This is a genomic window from Crossiella sp. NPDC003009, from assembly GCF_053591555.1.
In genome coordinates this window covers 25999-43185 of sequence record NZ_JBSFUA010000031.1, presented here as the reverse complement: position 1 = coordinate 43185, position 17187 = coordinate 25999, and the positions used below count along the sequence as shown (strand labels likewise).

Sequence of the window (17187 nt, the reverse complement as noted above, 5' to 3'; positions counted from 1 at the left end):
GGGTACCGAACGGCAGCGGTCGGACACGCTGAGCAACTGTGACATTTCGTCCCACCAGTCGCCAGTGATCCCAGCATGAACACGCGCCTCATCCCTCACACGTGTCACATTTACTGGGGACACTGTCGCCCGAAAGAGGCATTCAGCACACGCGCCGTGCACAAAAAAGCTCGGGGCACGCGAGGTGCCCCGAGCTGCGGAAACGATTCGGTAAACGGTCTAGTTCACTTTGCGGTCCAAACCGGCCCAGTAGGGCTCGCGGAGCTTGAACTTCTGAATTTTCCCGGTCGCCGTACGCGGTATGGACTGACGGAACTCGACCGTCGTGGGCGCCTTGTACCCGGCGAGCTTCTCCTTGCAGTGCGCGATGATCTCGGCCTCGCTGACCTGCGCGCCCTCGCTCACCACGACCAGTGCCTTGATCGTTTCGCCCCATTTGTCATCCGGCACCCCGATGACCGCCACCTCAGCCACGGACGGGTGACTGAACACGCAGTCCTCGACCTCGATGGAGGACACGTTCTCCCCGCCGGTGATGATCACGTCCTTCTTCCGGTCGGAGATGCTGAGGTGGCCCTCCTCGTCCAGCGTGCCGCCGTCGCCGGTGTGGAACCAGCCGCCCTCCAGGGCCGCCTCGCTGGCCGCCGGGTTGTCCCAGTACCCGGCGAGCACGGTGTTGCCGCGGGCCAGCACCTCGCCGGTGTCGGAGATCTTGAGCCGCACGCCGATGCCGGGCGCGCCCGCGCGGGAGAGCTTGCGGGCCCGCTCCTCGGCAGGCAGGTCGAGGTCGGCGGGGCGGGTGCGGTTGAAGGTGAGGAACGGGGAGGTCTCGGTGAGGCCGTAGAGCTGCTGGAAGCTCCAGCCCAGCTCTTCCTCGATGCGCGCGATGGTCCGGGTGGGCGGCGGCGCGCCCGCGCACACGATGCGCACCCGGTCCCGGCCGGGGATCTCGCCGTCCCACTCCTGCGCGGCGTCCAGCACCAGGTTCCACACCGCGGGCGCCCCGCAGGCCAGGGTGACGCCGTGCTGCTGCACCCGGCGCAGGATCTCCGCGCCGTCGACCTTGCGCAGCACCACCTGCGGCACGCCGAGGCCGGTGGCGGCGAAGGGCATGCCCCAGCCGTTGCAGTGGAACATGGGCAGGGTGTGCAGGTAGACGTCGCGTTCCCAGACCCTGGCGTGCAGGCCGAAGGTCATCGCGTTGATCCAGATGTTGCGGTGGGTCATCTGCACGCCCTTGGGGCGGGCGGTGGTGCCCGAGGTGTAGTTGATGGTGGCGGTGGCGTCCTCATCCGGCGCGGCCCACGGGCGCGGCTCGGTGTCGAAGCGCATCACCTCGGTCTCGGTCTCTTCGCCGAGGATGTGCTTGTGCGGCGCGGAGATCCCGCTCAGCGCGGGGGCCAGCTCGGGGTCGACCAGCAGCACCGAGGCGCCGCTGTGGCCGACGATGTACTCGATCTCCTCCGGCCGCAGCCGGAAGTTCACCGGCACGCAGATCCGCCCGCTGGCCGGGACGGCGTGCAGCAGCTCCAGCAGCCGGGCCGAGTTGTGGCTGACCACGGCCACGCGTTCGCCCTCGCCTGCCCCGAGCCGGTCCAGCCCGGCCTGCCAGGCCCGCGCCCGCCGGGCCAGTTCGCCATAGGTGGTCGTCGGCACCGCCGCGGCCGGTTGGCTGGGTTCGTCGATCACCGCGGTGCTGGTGGGAAAGACGGTCTCCGCCCGGTCGAGGAAGTCGGCGACGGTCAACGGTACCCGCATCGTTGAGGCTCCTCCGGTTCGTCCGAATGGGCACAGACGGTAGCCAGCGTGGGTACCCGGTGTCAGCTCGCCTGATCCCCCTGCTGGGTGACGCAGCGGCGGGCGCGCGACTGGGGGCGACGAGCGGTCGGGTGGGTGGCGGCCCGCCCCGGCTCAGCCGGCCAGGAACTCCAGGCGGTTGCCCACCGGGTCGGTGGTGTGGAAGCGGTCGCGGCCGGGGATCTCGGCCGGGTCGGCCCACTTCACCTGGTGGCCCGCGCCGGTGAGGGTGGCGGCCAGGGCGTGCACGTCGGTGACGAAGGCGGGGTGCGCCTTGGCCGAGGGGCGGAAGCCCTCCTCGGCGCCGATGTGCAGCTCGCCGCCGCCGGGCACGGCGAACCAGCAGCCGCCGCGGGCGGCCAGCAGCGGCGGCTTGGGGATCTCGGTCCAGCCGAGCACGCCGCTGTAGTAGGCGCGCATGCTGTCCTCGCAGCCGGGTGGGCCGGCCAGTTGCACGTGGTGGATCATCGCGGTTCTCCTTGTCTCACAGTCGTTTGCGGCCGACGGCGTACACCAGGGCGGCCGTGGCGGCGAGCAGCCCCGCGGACAGCGCGAGGTTGCCGGTGAGCGCGGCCAGCGCGTGGCTGCCGTCGCTGCCCTCCAGCAGGGTCATCAGGTTGCCGATCGGCGGGACCCGGCCGAGGAAGACGACCAGGACCACGCCGAGCAGGATGGTGCTGACCGCGTGCACCGGGCGGTGCAGCAGCGGCCGGGCGCACAGCAGGCCGACCGCGACACCGAGCAGGCCGCTGCCCAGGTGCGCCAGCGCGCCGGCCAGCAGCAGGCTCGGTGGTTGCGGGCGCGGGTTGACCAGCAGCGGGACCAGCAGGGCGAGCGCGGTGAGCAGCAGCAGGGCCAGCACGGCCAGTGCCAGCAGCGCGGCCAGCACCCGGCCCCAGCCGCGCGCGGCGACCAGGGTGACCTGGCGCGCGACCGGGTCCTCCGCGTTGGCGATGACCATGGTCAGCGCGGCCGCGACCGGGTAGATGACCAGCGCGGTGCCCTGGTAGGCCGACAGCGGCGGGCCGGGGTCGCCGCTGTTGAGCATGCCCAGCACGGCCAGGAACACCAGCGCGGGCAGGAAGAAGGCCTGCGAGCGCAGCAGGTCGGCGGTCAGGTAGCGGAGCAGCGCGGTCATCGGGTGACCTCCGTGCCGCCGAGCTCGCGGGCGGTGGCGCGCAGCGCGTCGGCGGCGCGCGCGGGCACCCGCAGGGTCAGCTCGACCAGGTCCTCCGGCAGGGTGTCGTGCACCCGGACCCGGCCCTGCGCGATCTCCACCAGGCGGTCCCGGCGGACCAGCTCGTGGTGCTCCTCGTGGTCGATGAGCAGCACGGCGGCCCCCCGCGCGGCCTCCTCGGCGAGCAGCTCGCCCAGCACCCCGGCGGCGGTGGTGTCCAGGCCGGTCCACGGCTCGTCCAGCACCAGCAGGCCGACCGGCGCGAGCAGGGCCTGGGCCAGCGCGATCTTCTGCGTGTTGCCCTTGGACAGCCGGTTCATCGGCTCGTCCGGCTCCCCGGCGAAGGCCAGCCTGGTGAGCAGCTCGGTCATCCGGGCCTCGGTGGCCGCGCGGGACTGGCCGCGGACCGCGCCGAGGTGTCGGAGGTAGCCGATCGGGGAAAGCCGCAGGTGTGCCGGAAAACGTTCGGGCACGTAGCCCACCTGGGCCGGTCTCCCGCGCACCCGGCCCAGGCTGGGCTGACACACCCCGGCCACGACTCGCAGCAGGGTGGACTTGCCGGAGCCGTTGCGGCCGCGCACCACCGTGGTCTGCCCAGCGGTCAGCGCCAGGTCGACCTCGGCGAGCACCAGCGGGCCGCGTCCGTAGCGCTTGCCCACTCCCTCCAGACGCAGCATCCCCAGTCCCTTCGCGTCCCGGTGTGTCCGGCGACACGTGCCATGTAACCCGACACGCGCCACCCCCGGTTGAACGTGAATATAGGACAAGCGTACTGTTAGAGCCAGGAGGGCACGGCGGCGCGCTCGGCTCGGGTGCGCAAGACTCGCCCTCGTTCCCCGAACTTGCACCGCCGCGAGATGGAGTTGCACGTGACCGCACCCGTGAGCAAGGACAGCTTCGGCGCACGCGGCACGCTGACCGTCGGTGACGCCTCCTACGAGGTGTTCCGGCTCAGCGCCGTGGAGGGCGCCCAGCGCCTGCCGTACAGCCTGAAAATCCTGCTGGAAAACCTGCTGCGCACCGAGGACGGGGCGAACATCACCGCCGACCACGTCCGCGCGCTGGGCAGCTGGGACCCCAAGGCAGACCCCGCCACCGAGATCCAGTTCACCCCGGCCCGGGTGATCATGCAGGACTTCACCGGCGTGCCCTGTGTCGTTGACCTGGCCACCATGCGCGAGGCCGTCACCCAGCTCGGTGGCGACCCCTCGAAGGTCAACCCGCTGGCGCCGGCCGAACTGGTGATCGACCACTCGGTGATCGCCGACATCTTCGGCCGCCCGGACGCCTTCGAGCGCAACGTGGACCTGGAGTACCAGCGCAACAAGGAGCGCTACCAGTTCCTGCGCTGGGGCCAGACCGCCTTCGACGAGTTCAAGGTGGTGCCGCCGGGCACCGGCATCGTGCACCAGGTGAACATCGAGCACCTGGCGCGCGTGGTGATGACCCGCAACGGCCAGGCCTACCCGGACACCGTGGTCGGCACCGACAGCCACACCACCATGGTCAACGGCATCGGTGTGCTCGGCTGGGGCGTCGGCGGCATCGAGGCCGAGGCCGCGATGCTGGGCCAGCCGGTCTCGATGCTCATCCCCAGGGTGGTCGGCTTCAAGCTGCACGGTGAGCTGCCCCCCGGCGCCACCGCGACCGACCTGGTGCTGACCATCACCGAGATGCTGCGCAAGCACGGTGTGGTCGGCAAGTTCGTCGAGTTCTACGGCACCGGCGTGACCGCGGTGCCGCTGGCCAACCGCGCCACCATCGGCAACATGAGCCCGGAGTTCGGCTCCACCGCCGCGATCTTCCCGATCGACCAGGAGACGGTGGACTACCTGCGCCTGACCGGGCGCCCGGCCGAGCAGCTCGCGCTGGTCGAGGCCTACGCCAAGGAGCAGGGCCTCTGGCACGACCCGGCCACCGAGCCGGAGTACTCCGAGCACCTGGAGCTGGACCTGTCCACCGTGGTCCCGTCCATCGCGGGCCCGAAGCGGCCGCAGGACCGGATCGCGCTGTCGGAGGCCAAGGAGAAGTTCCACACCGACATCCGCAACTACGTCGCCGACGAGGACGGCGTGGACGAGGCCAGCGAGGAGTCCTTCCCGGCCTCCGACGCCCCGGCGCACAACGCCCGCGCCAACGGCGCCCGCCCGCACCACACGGTGCCGGTGACCCTGGCCGACGGCACCGAGACGGTGCTGGACCACGGGCACGTGGCGATCGCCTCGATCACCTCCTGCACCAACACGTCCAACCCCTCGGTGATGCTGGGCGCGGCGCTGCTGGCCAAGAACGCGGTGGAGCGGGGCCTGTCCAGCAAGCCGTGGGTGAAGACCTCCCTGGCGCCGGGTTCCAAGGTCGTCATGGACTACTACGAGAAGGCCCAGCTGCTGCCGTACCTGGAGAAGCTCGGCTTCCACCTGGTCGGCTACGGCTGCGTGACCTGCATCGGCAACTCCGGCCCGCTGCCGGAGGAGATCTCCAAGGCCATCAACGACAACGACCTGTCGGTGGTCTCGGTGCTCTCCGGCAACCGGAACTTCGAGGGCCGGATCAGCCCCGACATCAAGATGAACTACCTGGCCTCCCCGCCCCTGGTGGTGGCTTACGCCCTCGCGGGCACCATGGACCTGGACCTCAACACCGAGCCGCTGGGCAACGACCCGGACGGCAAGCCGGTGTTCCTGGCCGACATCTGGCCGACCCCGCAGGAGATCCAGGACGTCATCGCCAGCTCCATCAGCTCGGAGATGTTCGTCAAGGACTACGCGGACGTCTTCGCCGGCGACGAGCGCTGGAAGTCCCTGCCCACGCCGACGGGCAAGACCTTCGAGTGGGCCGGTGACTCCACCTACGTCCGCAAGCCCCCGTACTTCGAGGGCATGGAGATGGACCCGAAGCCGGTCACCGACGTCAGCGGCGCCCGGGTGCTGGCCCTGCTGGGCGACTCGGTCACCACCGACCACATCAGCCCCGCCGGTTCCATCAAGCCGGACTCCCCCGCGGGCAAGTACCTCAGCGAGCACGGCGTGGACCGCAAGGACTTCAACAGCTACGGCTCCCGCCGCGGCAACCACGAGGTCATGATCCGCGGCACCTTCGCCAACATCCGCCTGCGCAACCTGCTGCTCAACGACGTCCAGGGCGGCTTCACCCGCAACTTCCTGGCCGACGGCGAGCAGACCACCATCTACGACGCCAGCGTCGCCTACGCCGAGGCAGGCATCCCGCTGGTGGTGCTGGCGGGCAAGGAGTACGGCTCGGGCTCCTCCCGCGACTGGGCGGCCAAGGGCACCAGCCTGCTGGGCGTCCGGGTGGTCATCGCGGAGTCCTTCGAGCGCATCCACCGGTCCAACCTGATCGGCATGGGCGTGCTGCCCCTCCAGTTCCCGGAAGGCCAGACCGCGGCCACCCTGGGCCTGGACGGCACGGAGACCTACGACTTCACCGGCGTCACCGAGCTGAACAACGGCACCACCCCCCGCACGGTCAAGGTCACCGCGACCAAGACCGACGGCGACAAGGTCGAGTTCGACGCGGTGGTCCGCATCGACACCCCCGGTGAGGCCGACTACTACCGCAACGGCGGAATCATGCAGTACGTGCTGCGAAAGATGGTCCGCAGCTGAGTGACCCCGTAACCGGGGCTCAGAAAACGGAGCGGGCGGGAAGGCCGAAAGGTCTTCCCGCCCGCTTTTTCACGTATCGCGACCAAGAACCAGCGGCCGGGGTGGCTTCTCGAAAACCTGTCCGAAGTCTTGAGGTTCCCCATGCCCGTCAACCTGGAGAAAACTAACCACATCCCAGCGAGCAGACGCTCACAGCAACCGCCGCCAAGGCCACGCCACGTGACGGCGGCTGCTCGCTGGGATGTGGTTCGATTTCGGAAGGTTGACGGGCATGGGGAACCTCAAGACCCGCTTGCGTCTTGGCCTTTGACTTTGATTTCCCCCCATGCTTTGATCTCTGCCCGTCCGGCGAGGACGCTCTTGACTTTGATCTTCGCTTGCAACCCCGAAGATCAAAAGAATGTCCTCGCCGGACGGGCAGACCCCCGGAGGGGTTGACAAGTCAAGAGCCGGGACGAGCAGGTTGCGGGGTTGAGCAGGCTGCCGACTCAAGACCCAGCGTGCTCGCGGTCCTCTCGTCTTCTCCGCACGACCTTCCGACAGCGAACCACATCTCATCGAGCGGCCCCGGTCACGTTGCGGAGCTAGGGCGGCGGCAGGTTGCAGGGGCCGCTCGATGAGATGCGGTCAGCAGTCTCCAGGCCGTACGGAGAAGACGAGAGGCCCGCTTTGTGGGTTTTCAACCCCGGCCGGTCTCAATCCCGCGCGACGGTCGTGAAATCCCGCGAAGCGTCCGCGCCCCAGCTGGCCAGCAACCGCGACCCCTCCACCGGCTCCGACCCCGGTTCAGCGTGAGCCGATGCCGTGTTGTTCCAAGCCAGCACATCGGTCCGGCGGCCCCACACGTACGCGGGCACGCCTTCCACCGCCGCCAGCAGTTCCACAACGCGGGGCGTACCCGCTGCCGCTGCGGCGCGCTCCGGCGCTGTTTCGGCTTGGCCAGGTGCAGCAGGTGGGCGTGCTCGGACTCGGAGAGTCGCAGCGCGGGAGATCGCGTCCAGCACCTCGGCTGAGACGTTGCGGCCGTTGCCCTGTTCCAACCGCGTGTAGTACGCCACGGAAACTCCGGCCGGCCAGGCCAGTGGAACCCCGCGCCCGGCGGAGGTGAGGCTCCGGCGGGCGGCTGGGGCGCGCGTTCAGCGCTCGTTCACCTCCGGTGGCGTGGGCACCGGGTAGCCCGAGGGGCCGACGTGCTTGTCCAGGGACTTCTTCCACTCCCCTGAACTGATCATCTTCTCGATCGCGGAGTTGATCTTTCCCTTGCCCGAGACGTCGTCCTTGGCCAGCCCGATCCCGTACCGCTCGGGGTTGAACGGCTTGCCGACCACCTTCAGCAGCTCCGGGTTCTGCGCGGCGTACCCGGCCAGGATGACGTCGTCGGTGGTCACCGCGTCCACGTTGCCCAGCAGCAGCGCGCTGATGCACTCGGAGTAGCGGAAGTACTCCACCAGCTGGGTGCCCTTGGCGAAGCGGTCCTTGATGGTCTGCGCCGAGGTCGTGTTCGGCACCGTGCACAGCTTCTTGCCGTTCAACGACTCGGGGCCGGTGATGTCGTTGGTGGTCATGCGCACCAGCAGTCCCTGTCCGGCGATGAAGTACGGCCCGGCGAAGGCGATCCTGGTCTTGCGGTCCTCGGTGATGGAGAAGGTGGTGACCACCAGGTCCACCGACCCGTCCATGATCGCCTTCTCCCGCTCGCCCGCCCTGCTCTCCTTCCAGGTGATGTTGTCGGCCTGCACGCCGAGCTCGCGCGCCACGTACTCGGCGACGTCGACGTCGAATCCTTCGATTTTGCCTTCCCCCACCCGCTCGGACAGGCCAGGCTGGTCGTAGGCGATACCGATGGTGAGCTTCTTGGTCTTGGCGGCCCGGTTGACCACCGAGGCGTCCCTGGTTTCCTCCGGCGCGGCCCCGCACCCGGCGACCAGCGCCACCGCCAGTGCGGCGATCGCGGCCGCGCGCAGGCCGAGCCTGCCTGACTTGCGCATCTCCTTGTGTCCTCCCGCCCGTTCGTTCAAGGCGTGCAGTCTGGTCATGCGCGGGCAAAGGATTTCACCCCTCGTGACCGTTCCGATGCGGGCACGTTGCGCTGCGGCTACTCGACCGTCCGTTCTCCGAGATCATCCGAAAGTCGCTGGCCGGAAGGCTTTCCAGTTGGGGAATCGACAACGGCCCCGCCCGGCGAACCGGACGGGGCCGCGTCGTGCCTGAGCAGGTCAGGCGAAGGGCTGCGCGTTGGGCTGGCAGACGATCCCGTTCGCCGGGGCCTTCAGGTCGGCCAGGTAGGCGGTGGTCAGGTCGTCGACGCACTTGGAGCGGCCCAGGATCGCGTGGCCGAAGGAGTCCACGCTGACCAGCCGGGCCGAGCCGAGCTGCTTGGCCATCCGCTGCGAGAACGCGTACGGGGTGGCCGGGTCGTAATAGTTCCCGATCACCACGATCGGGTGCTCGGTCTTCTTGTGCCACGGCCCGGCGTAGCGGTCCGAACCACCCGGCCAGGTCGCGCACGGCACCGCGTCGAAGGCCTGGAACCGGCCGAAGGTGGGGAACTGGCGCTCCCAGATCTTCGCGATCACCGGGTAGGCGGCGGGCAGCCGCAGGTAGGGCTTGTCGATGCAGTTGACGCCGTAGAAGGAGTCGTCGCCGGTGTAGGGCGTGTCGGCCAGCGCGTCCAGGCTGTGCGGCGGCGTCTGCTTGGTCAGGAAGTCCGAGGGGGCTTCGGCCCTGTCCCGGTCCAGGGTGTCCACCGGGCTCATCGCGGTGTAGGCCTGCTGCAGCGCCACCGCCAGCGGCGCGAAGCGGTCCGCGGCGTACATCGCGGTGCTCACGTTGCTGGTGAAGGCGCTCAGCGTCAGCTTGGCGCCGGTGGGCAGGGTGATCGGCTCGCGCTGCAGCCGGGTGCGCAGCTCGTCGAACTTCTTCCGCGTGTCGCCCTCGCTGAAGGCGCACTTGGGCCCGGCCGCGGTGCAGCGCTTGAGGAAGCCGTCCAGGGCCAGCTCGAAGCCCTCGGCGCGCTGCCGGTCGGACTCCAGACCGTCGCCGGTGCGCAGCTCGGGGTCGACGTTGCCGTCGATCACGATCGCCCGCGTCTTGCTGGGGAACATGTTGGCGTAGGTGGAGCCGATCAGCGTGCCGTAGGAGAAGCCGACGAAGGTCAGCTTGGCGTCCCCGACGGCCTGGCGCAGCACGTCCAGGTCCCTGGCCACGTTCTTGGTGGACATGTGCCGGATCAGCGGACCGGCGTTGCTCGCACAGGCCTCGCTGTGGTCCTTGCCCGCCTGGACCGCGTCCTTGACCTCCTGCCGGGTGAACGGCACCGCGATCTGCCGGTCGCTGACCGCCTTGGCCTCCTCGGCGGTGGTGAAGCAGCGCAGCGGGCTGCTGCGGGCCACCCCGCGCGGGTCGAACCCGACGATGTCGAAGCGCTTGAGCACCTCGGCGCCGTAGCGCCGGTCCGCCCGGATCGGCCCTAAGTAGCCGGAACCGCCCGGCCCGCCCGGGTTGATGAACATCGAGCCGATCCGGCGCGCCGGGTCATCGGCCAGCCGCCGCAGCAGCGCGATCTCCACCGAGCCGGTGGAGGGCTTGCGGTAGTCGATCGGCACCTTGTAGGTGGCGCAGCCGAACCGGGTGCGGTCGGCCTGCGGGTCGTTGACGAACACCGCGTCCGGGCACGGCGCCCACTTCACCGACTCCAGCGCGAACCGCTCGGTGCTCTCCTGTTCGGGCGCCGCCGCGCCGGTGCCGGTCAGCGCGGTGGCCGCGACCACCGCCACTGCGGTCACCGCCCCCGCCCCGCGCAGCCATGGGAAACCCTGTCGGGCCACCGCGTACTCCTTAAGCTGGGTCGAACACAAGTTTGTGTCGAACCCTCACAGCTCGCCATCGCAGCGGCAAGAACAGGCATTTCACTGAATGCGGCCGAGCAGTGCCCCGGTGTCCCAGCCCAGCGTGCCGGCGTCCAGCTCGGCCAGCAGCCCGCGCACCCAGCGCAGCTCCGCCTCGGCCATCGCCCGCAGGTACTCCTCCTCCACCAGGAAAACCCTGGGCAATCCCTCGGGCGCGGGCGGCGGCTCGGCCAGCCGCGCCGCCAGCACCCCGGCGCGCGCGGTGAGCCACCCGGCGACCTCGGCCACCGGGAACAGCGCCAGGAAGGACAGGGCCGCCGGGAACTCCGGGAACTCCCGGGCCGGCGCGCCCAGCATCTCGCGCATCCACCCCGCGAACAGCTCGCGCCCGGCCGCGGTGATCCGGTAGACCCGCCGGTTCGGCCGGTTGCCCTCGCTGCCGCGCTCCGCGACCTCGACCATCCCGTCCCTGGTCAGCCGGTCCAGCGCCTGGTGGATGCTGTTGCGCTGCTCGACGTTGACCACCCGGTCCTTGCCGCGCTCCTTGATCAGCTGCTGCATCCGGTAGGCGTGCATGGGCTCCTCGGCCAGCAGCGCCAGCACCACGAACGCCAACGGTGATCGTCGAGTCATGGTCGGCATACTGTCATTAGTCATACTATGTCTAGTTACTGTATAACTATCGCCATGGACCTTCGTCTGCTGACCAGAGGGGGCGCGGTCGCCGCGCTGATCGGCACGCTCGGCTACGCCGGACTGAGCGCGCTGCACGGCAACCCGCCGATCGAGGACCCGGCCGCCACCCTGGAGTTCGTCGCCGCCCGAGCGTGGTGGCGGGCAGCCCACTACGGCACGATCGCCGCGCTGCTGCTGTGGCTGGGCGCGTTCGGGGCGGTGACCCGCCTGCTCGCGCCGGGCGACCGCGGCGGGCTCGGCCGGTTCGCGCTGGGCGTGGCCACCTGCGCGGCGGCGGTGTTCGCCGTCTACTACAGCCTGCACGGCTTCGGGCTGCCCGCGCTGGCGCAGCGGTGGACCGCCGCCCCCGGCCCCGAGGTGCTGACCGAGACCAGGGCGGTGCTCACCGTGCTCGGCAGCACCGCCTTCACCGCGCAGGCGCTGCTCGGCCTGACCGTGCTGCTCTACGGCCTGGCCATGGCGTTGGGGCGCGGGTTGCCGCGCTGGCTGGGCTGGGCGGGCGCGGTGGCCGGCCTCGGCTGGCTCAGCGGCGCGCTGCTGGTCGACTTCGCGGTGATCGTGCCGTTCACCGTGGCCGCCTGGGCCTGGATGATCACCACCGGAGTCGCCCTGTGGCGGCAGGGCGAGTCCGTCAGCGCCCGGTCAGGAACTCCTCCCTGCGCAGCGGACGGTCCACGATCCGCAGGTCGCCGAGCCACCCGGTGAAGCTCTTCTCCACCTTCCGGTCATAGGCGTAGGCGCCGACCAGCCAGCCGCCGACCGCCGCCGGGATGCCGACCGCCGGCGTGTCGGGGTTGCGCAGCACCGGCGCGCCGTCGACGTGCAACACGCTGCGCCGCCCGTCGTTGACCACCGCGACGTGCCACCAGTGCGCGCGCGGCAGCTCGTGTCCCCAGTTGGTGGACAGGCCCTCCTGGTTGCGCGGGAACACCGCCCACTGGAAGGCGGCCCCGTCGGAGAGGTTGAGCGTGGCCAGCGGCTCCCTCGGGTCGTCGCCGGTCTTGCCCGCGTCGGCGCCGGTGGCCACCGTGCTGAACAGGCCGCACCAGGCATGCCGGTGGTCGAAGTCCTTGGGCAGCTTGACGAAGGCCTCGATGGTGTAGCCGCGCGGGAAGGTCAGCTTGGTCAGCGGCGCGTCGGCGGCGGTGCGCAGGTAGCCGCCGCCGTGCATGCGCAGGCTGCCGTGACCGGGCTGGTCCGGGTGGTGCTCCTCACTGTGGCTGAGCGCGTCGGAGGGCGCACCGGGCAGGGTGGCGCGGGTGAGGTGGTTGCCGTTGCCGGAGAGGTCGGCGAAGCGCTCGGCGTCCTCGAACCGCCAGTAGGCCACCGTGCCGGGGATGACCACTTCGGGCGCGGGCCGGGCCGGGCGCACCGGCGGCGGGGCGAACCGGCGGAACCGCTCGGTGAAGTCGATCTCCACGGTGAACCGGTCGGCCGCGCCGGTGCGGCGGATCTCCTGCTGCTCCAGCACGTTCAGCCGTTCCGGGCGGCGCCGCAGCAGCCAGGGCGCGACGGTCTCCACGTCGATCACGTTGCGTGCCAGGTCGAAGTGGTAGAGCCGCAGCATCGCGCCGCCGCCGTAGTAGCGGTCCTGGTAGTTGGTGATGTGCAGGTGCACCTCGTTGCCCGCCTTGTTGCGCAGCGTGGTGCGGCCGGGCGGCCAGAAGTGGCCGTTGAGGGTCAGGAAGATCCGGTCCTCACCGGCGATCAGCTTGTCCCACATCAGTTTCCCGGCGGCGGAGAGCTCGGCCTCGCCGGTGCCGCCGTCGGCGTGCACCAGCTCGTGCGTGGTCAGGATGACCGGCAGCCCGGGATGCTTGTCCAGCACCTGCCGGACCCAGGTGTAGCCGACCGCGGAGACCCGCCAGTCCAGCGCCAGCAGCAGCCATTCCCGGCCACCGGCGCGGAAGACGTGGTAGCTGTTGTAGCCGCCGGGCGAGGCGCCGCGGAAGGTCGGTGAGTGCTCGAACCGCTTGGGGCCGAAGGCATCCAGGTACGGGCTGCGGCCGCGCTGGTCGTCGGTGCGGGAGTTGATGTCGTGGTTGCCGGCCAGCACGCTGTACGGGAAGCGCTTTCGGTCCAGCACGCGGAAGGCCCGGCCGGCCTCGGCGACCTCGTCCGGCAGGCCGTTCTCGGTCACATCGCCCAGGTGCGCCAGGAACACGATGTTGTGCTCCTTGGCCTGGTCCAGCACGTGCTCGAAGGTGGCTTCCAGGGGTTCCCGGTCGCCGCGGTCGCGGTCGAAGAGGTACTGGGTGTCCGGCACCACGGCCAGGGTGAAGCGCGGGTTCTCCACGTCCGCTGGACCCGCCGCCGCGCTGGTGCCCTCCCCGCTGTGCCGCGCGTCGTCCTCGGGCGTGGCCTGGGCGCTCAGTCCCGCGCCGCCCAGCATGGTCGCGCTCATACCGAGCAGTCCGGTGGTGCGCAGGAACGCGCGCCGGTTCGCCGAGAATCCGTCACTCATGAGCGGATGTTAGGAACATCAACATAGATGGGTACAAGCCCGAGTCGGAACAAGGGCCGAACGCAGGGTTAACCGACCCAGATCACACGACCATCGCATGGACCGCGGCCGGGCTGTGCCCCGTTCGCCGGTAGGCCCGCCAGGCCGCGGCCAACCGGGTGACGCTCTCGGTCAGCTGCTCCGGCGGGGCGGTGAACGGGATACGCAGGTGGTCCGCGCCGCTGCCGTCGGTGGCCAGCGCGTCCCCCGGCAGCACCGCGACCCCGTGCCGCAGCGCGACCTGCGCGTAAGCCGAGGCGTCGCAGCCCGGCAGCCGCACCCACAGGCACTGCCCGCCACCGGCACGCCGGAACCGCCAGCCGGGCAGCTGCTCGGCCAGCTGGGCGCACAGGTGGTCGTGCCGGGCCCGCAGCTGCGCGCCGCGGCGGGCCGCGATCTCCGGCAGCGCGGGCAGCAGCTCGGCGGCGGCGAGCTGTTCCAGCACCGCGCTGCCCAGGTCGTGGATGGACTTGATCCGGGACAGCTGGGCGATCTGGCCCTCCGCGGCCCTGATCCAGCCCACCCGCATGCCGCCCCAGACCACCTTGCTCAGCGAGCCGACGGTGATCACCGCGCCGGGCGGGGCGAAGGAGGCCAGGTTCGGCGGATCCTCACTGCCGTCAAGGGAAAGCCCGGCCAGGATGTCGTCCTCGATCAGCGGCACGCCGTGCTCGGCGGCCACCTCGGCGATCCGGCGGCGGGCCAGCGTGGGCACGGTGGCGCCGGTCGGGTTGTGGTGGGTGGGGTTGAGATAGGCCAGGCCGGGGCGCTCAGCGGCCACCGCGGCGGTCCACGCGGCCACGTCCAGGCCGTCCGGCCCGGTCGGCGCGGCGCGGACCAGCGCGGCGGCCTCCCGGAACAGCTCCAGCGCGCCGGGGTAGGTGGGGGCCTGCACCAGCACCTGGTCGCCGGGCTCCAAGAACAGCCGGGCGAGCAGCGCCAGCGCCTGCTGGCCGCCGGTGGTGACCAGGATCTGGCCGGGGTCGGTGGGCAGGCCGCGGCTGGTGTGCCGCTCGGCGAGCGCGGCGCGCAGCACGGGGTGGCCCAGCGGGTGGTAGCCGATGTCGCCGCTGTCCAGCTCGGGCAGCATCGGCAGCGCGCGCTGGTAGGCCGCGGCCAGCTCCGGCGGCGGGCCGTGCGGGGCGGCGCAGGCCAGCGGCAGCACGTCGTCGAGCGGTTCCAGGTAGTTCAGGAACAGCGGGCTGGCCGGGGCGATCTGGGCGCCGCGCCAGCCGGAGAGCACCGCGGGCGCGACCCAGGTGCCCCGGCCCTGGTGCCGTTCCAGCTTGCGTTCCTGGCGCAGCCGGTCGTAGGCGGCGACCACCGTGGTGCGGCCGACGGCGAGCCGCTCGGCCAGGGTGCGGTCCGGCGGCAGCGTGGCGCGCGGGGGCAGCTGGCCGGAGTCGATGAGCTGGCGCAGCCGCTCGGCGAGCAGCAGGTACAGCGGACCGCGCCCGGCCGACCAGCGGCCCAGCTGTGCGACGAGCCGGTCCACCGGCCAAGGTATTGGCTCCATAGGCAAACCAATCTACCCGGGATTGGCGCTGTCCCCGCCCCTGTTGCCCGAGCAGGCTGAAACGCATGACGTCCACGCGCCCCGAGACCCGAGCCGTCCACATCACCGCCCCGGCGCTGCCGAACTCGCGCCCCATCAGCGTGCCGATCTACCAGGCGTCCAACTTCGCCTTCGACGACCCCGACGCGCTGGCCGCCGCACTGGACTCCCCGGAAACCGGCTTCGTCTACAGCCGCTACGCCAACCCGACCACCAGGGCCCTTGAGGAGACGGTCGCCGCGCTGGAGGGCGGGGTCGGCGCGGTGTCCACCGCCTCCGGCATGGGCGCGATCAACTCCGCCCTGCTCGGCCTGCTGCGCAGCGGAGACCACGTGATCGCGCAACGGTGCCTCTACGGCGGCACCTTCGCCACCCTGGCCGACCTGACCGCCCGCTTCGGCATCGAGGTCACCTACATCCCCGGTGACGACCCCGCCGAGGTCGCCACCGCCGTGCGCCCCAACACCCGCCTGCTGTACCTGGAAACCATCGCCAACCCGGTCACCAGGGTCATCGACCTGCCGGCCTTCCTGGCCGAGGGCAAGGCAGCGGGCCTGACCACCATCGTGGACAACACCTTCGCCACCCCGCTGCTGTGCCAACCCCTGGCGCACGGGGCGGACATCGTGCTGCACTCGGCCACCAAGTACCTGGGCGGCCACAGCGACGTCACCGGCGGCATCCTGGCCTTCGCCGACGAGGACGTGCACCGCAAGCTCTGGCACCACGCCATGGAACTGGGCGCGATGGCCGATCCCTTCGCCGCCTGGCTGACCATCCGCGGCATCCAGACCCTGCCGGTCCGGATGCGCCAGCACTGCGCGAACGCCGCCGTGCTCGCCGAACGACTCGCGGAGCACCCGGCGGTCACCGCGGTGCACTGGCCGGGATTGGTCTCACACCCGGACCACGGGGTGGCCACGCGGCTGCTGTCCGACTTCGGCGGGATGATCGCCTTCGAGCTGGCCGGTGGGCGGGAGGCCGGGCACGCGTTCAGCAAGGGAGTGCGGGTGGTGCAGCTGGCGGCCTCGCTGGGCGGGGTGGAGACCACGGTGCTGCACCCGGCCAGCACCTCGCACCGGCAGCTGAACGAGGAGGAGCTGGCGGCGGCCGGCATCGGGGCCGGGATGGTGCGGCTGTCGGTGGGGATCGAGCACGTCGAGGACCTGTGGTCGGACATCGAGCAGGCACTGCCGGTGTGAGCCGCTAGGCGCTGATCCTTTCCACGAGACTGGGCGTCCGGTGCCGGCGAACCCCACTGGGGGTCATCGGATGCCCGATGGGTGACGTTCCCGCGGCGGCGCACCGCCCGTCGCACTGCCCGGGAACGCCACCCGCGCCGCGCCGTCACCCGCGCCGCAGCCTCACTTGCGCGGCGCGAAGTCACCGATCGACGGCCGGAGCAGCTCGAACACCGCCCGCCCCGTCACCAGCAGGCGTTCGGCCAGCTCCTCGTGGCTGACCCCGGCCTGGATGGCGCGGAAGGCGTCCTCGAACAGCACCCGGTGCGCGCCGGCCAGCTGTCCGGCCACGGCGCGGACCAGGAAGTCGTCGGCCGCGGTCTCCTCGGCGGCCAGGGTGGCGGCCAGCGCGTGTTCGCGGGCCTCGTGCAACTCGCGCAGGCGGGCCAGCAGGGTCGGCGAGTCGTTGATCATCCAGATGAAGGCCGGTTCGGCGAAGCCGAGCAGCGGGTCGTGACGCGGGATGGCGGCCAGGTACGCCGCCCGCAGGGCCGCCCAGGCCGAGACGCCCTTGGCCCTGGTCCGGACCGTGTTGGCCAGGCTGCTGGCCAGTTCGGCGTGGATGTCCAGGACCAGGTCTTCCTTGCGTGGGAAGTGGTTGGTCACGGTCATCTTGGCCACCTTGGCCGCGGCGGCGACCTCGGCGATGGTGACCGCCTCGAAGCCGCGCTCGATGAACAGCCGGGTGGCCAGGTCCGAGATGGCCTGCCGGGTCTCCCGCTTCTTCTGCTCCCGCAGTCCCAT

14 protein-coding genes are annotated in these 17187 nt (G+C 70.9%); 3 read left to right on the top strand and 11 right to left on the bottom strand.

Annotated elements, in window-relative coordinates; translation table 11 throughout:
- Positions 1-219: 219 nt before the first annotated feature.
- The 4 genes from ACWDY5_RS27460 to ACWDY5_RS27445 form a co-directional block, all read right to left on the bottom strand.
- Complete coding sequence (locus ACWDY5_RS27460; RefSeq protein ID WP_449725045.1) at positions 220-1758, bottom strand: AMP-binding protein; 1539 nt, start codon at positions 1756-1758, stop codon at positions 220-222.
- 153 nt (positions 1759-1911) lie between these two features.
- Positions 1912-2265, bottom strand: a complete 354-nt coding sequence (locus ACWDY5_RS27455; protein WP_449725044.1) for a glyoxalase — start codon at positions 2263-2265, stop codon at positions 1912-1914.
- 16 nt (positions 2266-2281) lie between these two features.
- On the bottom strand, positions 2282-2935 hold the full coding sequence (locus tag ACWDY5_RS27450; RefSeq protein WP_449725043.1) for a hypothetical protein: 654 nt from the start codon (positions 2933-2935) through the stop codon (positions 2282-2284).
- The gene (locus tag ACWDY5_RS27445; RefSeq protein ID WP_449725042.1) at positions 2932-3651 is read right to left on the bottom strand and encodes an ATP-binding cassette domain-containing protein; all 720 of its coding nucleotides are present in this window, start codon (positions 3649-3651) and stop codon (positions 2932-2934) included. Before ACWDY5_RS27445 ends, ACWDY5_RS27450 begins: the two co-directional genes overlap by 4 nt.
- Before the next feature lie 192 nt (positions 3652-3843).
- On the opposite strand from ACWDY5_RS27445, the gene acnA reads away from it, so the two are divergent.
- The gene (acnA, locus tag ACWDY5_RS27440) at positions 3844-6600 is read left to right on the top strand and encodes an aconitate hydratase AcnA (RefSeq protein WP_449725041.1); all 2757 of its coding nucleotides are present in this window, start codon (positions 3844-3846) and stop codon (positions 6598-6600) included.
- A gap of 695 nt (positions 6601-7295) precedes the next feature.
- On the opposite strand, the gene ACWDY5_RS27435 is transcribed toward acnA, so the two are convergent.
- The 4 genes from ACWDY5_RS27435 to ACWDY5_RS27420 all read right to left on the bottom strand — a co-directional run bounded on the left by ACWDY5_RS27435 (position 7296) and on the right by ACWDY5_RS27420 (position 11081).
- A complete protein-coding gene (locus tag ACWDY5_RS27435; protein ID WP_449725040.1) occupies positions 7296-7484 on the bottom strand; it encodes an MmyB family transcriptional regulator in 189 nt (62 codons plus the stop codon).
- 252 nt (positions 7485-7736) lie between these two features.
- The gene (locus ACWDY5_RS27430) at positions 7737-8588 is read right to left on the bottom strand and encodes a glutamate ABC transporter substrate-binding protein (RefSeq protein ID WP_449725039.1); all 852 of its coding nucleotides are present in this window, start codon (positions 8586-8588) and stop codon (positions 7737-7739) included.
- Positions 8589-8816: 228 nt separating this feature from the next.
- Positions 8817-10427, bottom strand: a complete 1611-nt coding sequence (locus ACWDY5_RS27425) for an alpha/beta hydrolase (RefSeq protein WP_449725038.1) — start codon at positions 10425-10427, stop codon at positions 8817-8819.
- Between the two features lie 81 nt (positions 10428-10508).
- Positions 10509-11081 carry a PadR family transcriptional regulator gene (locus ACWDY5_RS27420; protein WP_449725037.1) on the bottom strand — a complete coding sequence of 191 codons (573 nt, stop codon included), beginning with the start codon at positions 11079-11081 and terminating at the stop codon, positions 10509-10511.
- A 54-nt stretch (positions 11082-11135) separates the two neighbouring features.
- On the opposite strand from ACWDY5_RS27420, the gene ACWDY5_RS27415 reads away from it, so the two are divergent.
- Entirely contained in the window at positions 11136-11849 is a 714-nt protein-coding gene (locus ACWDY5_RS27415; protein ID WP_449725036.1) for a hypothetical protein, read from the top strand.
- Here ACWDY5_RS27415 and ACWDY5_RS27410 read toward each other — a convergent pair.
- A complete protein-coding gene (locus ACWDY5_RS27410; RefSeq protein ID WP_449725035.1) occupies positions 11776-13608 on the bottom strand; it encodes a LamG-like jellyroll fold domain-containing protein in 1833 nt (610 codons plus the stop codon). The genes ACWDY5_RS27415 and ACWDY5_RS27410 overlap by 74 nt on opposite strands.
- Before the next feature lie 82 nt (positions 13609-13690).
- Positions 13691-15142, bottom strand: a complete 1452-nt coding sequence (locus ACWDY5_RS27405) for an aminotransferase-like domain-containing protein (protein ID WP_449725034.1) — start codon at positions 15140-15142, stop codon at positions 13691-13693.
- An 86-nt stretch (positions 15143-15228) separates the two neighbouring features.
- On the opposite strand from ACWDY5_RS27405, the gene ACWDY5_RS27400 reads away from it, so the two are divergent.
- Complete coding sequence (locus ACWDY5_RS27400; protein WP_449725033.1) at positions 15229-16404, top strand: trans-sulfuration enzyme family protein; 1176 nt, start codon at positions 15229-15231, stop codon at positions 16402-16404.
- A gap of 162 nt (positions 16405-16566) precedes the next feature.
- Here ACWDY5_RS27400 and ACWDY5_RS27395 read toward each other — a convergent pair whose 3' ends face one another.
- Positions 16567-17187, bottom strand: a complete 621-nt coding sequence (locus ACWDY5_RS27395) for a TetR/AcrR family transcriptional regulator (RefSeq protein ID WP_449725032.1) — start codon at positions 17185-17187, stop codon at positions 16567-16569.

Excerpts from the sequence above, each read along its gene's own strand:
- ACWDY5_RS27460 (WP_449725045.1), bottom strand. The coding sequence starts at position 1,758 with ATGCGGGTACCGTTGACCGTCGCCGACTTCCTCGACCGGGCGGAGACC.
- ACWDY5_RS27455 (WP_449725044.1), bottom strand. The coding sequence starts at position 2,265 with ATGATCCACCACGTGCAACTGGCCGGCCCACCCGGCTGCGAGGACAGC.
- ACWDY5_RS27450 (WP_449725043.1), bottom strand. The coding sequence starts at position 2,935 with ATGACCGCGCTGCTCCGCTACCTGACCGCCGACCTGCTGCGCTCGCAG.
- ACWDY5_RS27445 (WP_449725042.1), bottom strand. The coding sequence starts at position 3,651 with ATGCTGCGTCTGGAGGGAGTGGGCAAGCGCTACGGACGCGGCCCGCTG.
- ACWDY5_RS27430 (WP_449725039.1), bottom strand. The coding sequence starts at position 8,588 with ATGCGCAAGTCAGGCAGGCTCGGCCTGCGCGCGGCCGCGATCGCCGCA.
- ACWDY5_RS27420 (WP_449725037.1), bottom strand. The coding sequence starts at position 11,081 with ATGACTCGACGATCACCGTTGGCGTTCGTGGTGCTGGCGCTGCTGGCC.
- ACWDY5_RS27415 (WP_449725036.1), top strand. The coding sequence starts at position 11,136 with ATGGACCTTCGTCTGCTGACCAGAGGGGGCGCGGTCGCCGCGCTGATC.
- ACWDY5_RS27410 (WP_449725035.1), bottom strand. The coding sequence starts at position 13,608 with ATGAGTGACGGATTCTCGGCGAACCGGCGCGCGTTCCTGCGCACCACC.
- ACWDY5_RS27400 (WP_449725033.1), top strand. The coding sequence starts at position 15,229 with ATGACGTCCACGCGCCCCGAGACCCGAGCCGTCCACATCACCGCCCCG.
- ACWDY5_RS27395 (WP_449725032.1), bottom strand. The coding sequence starts at position 17,187 with ATGGGACTGCGGGAGCAGAAGAAGCGGGAGACCCGGCAGGCCATCTCG.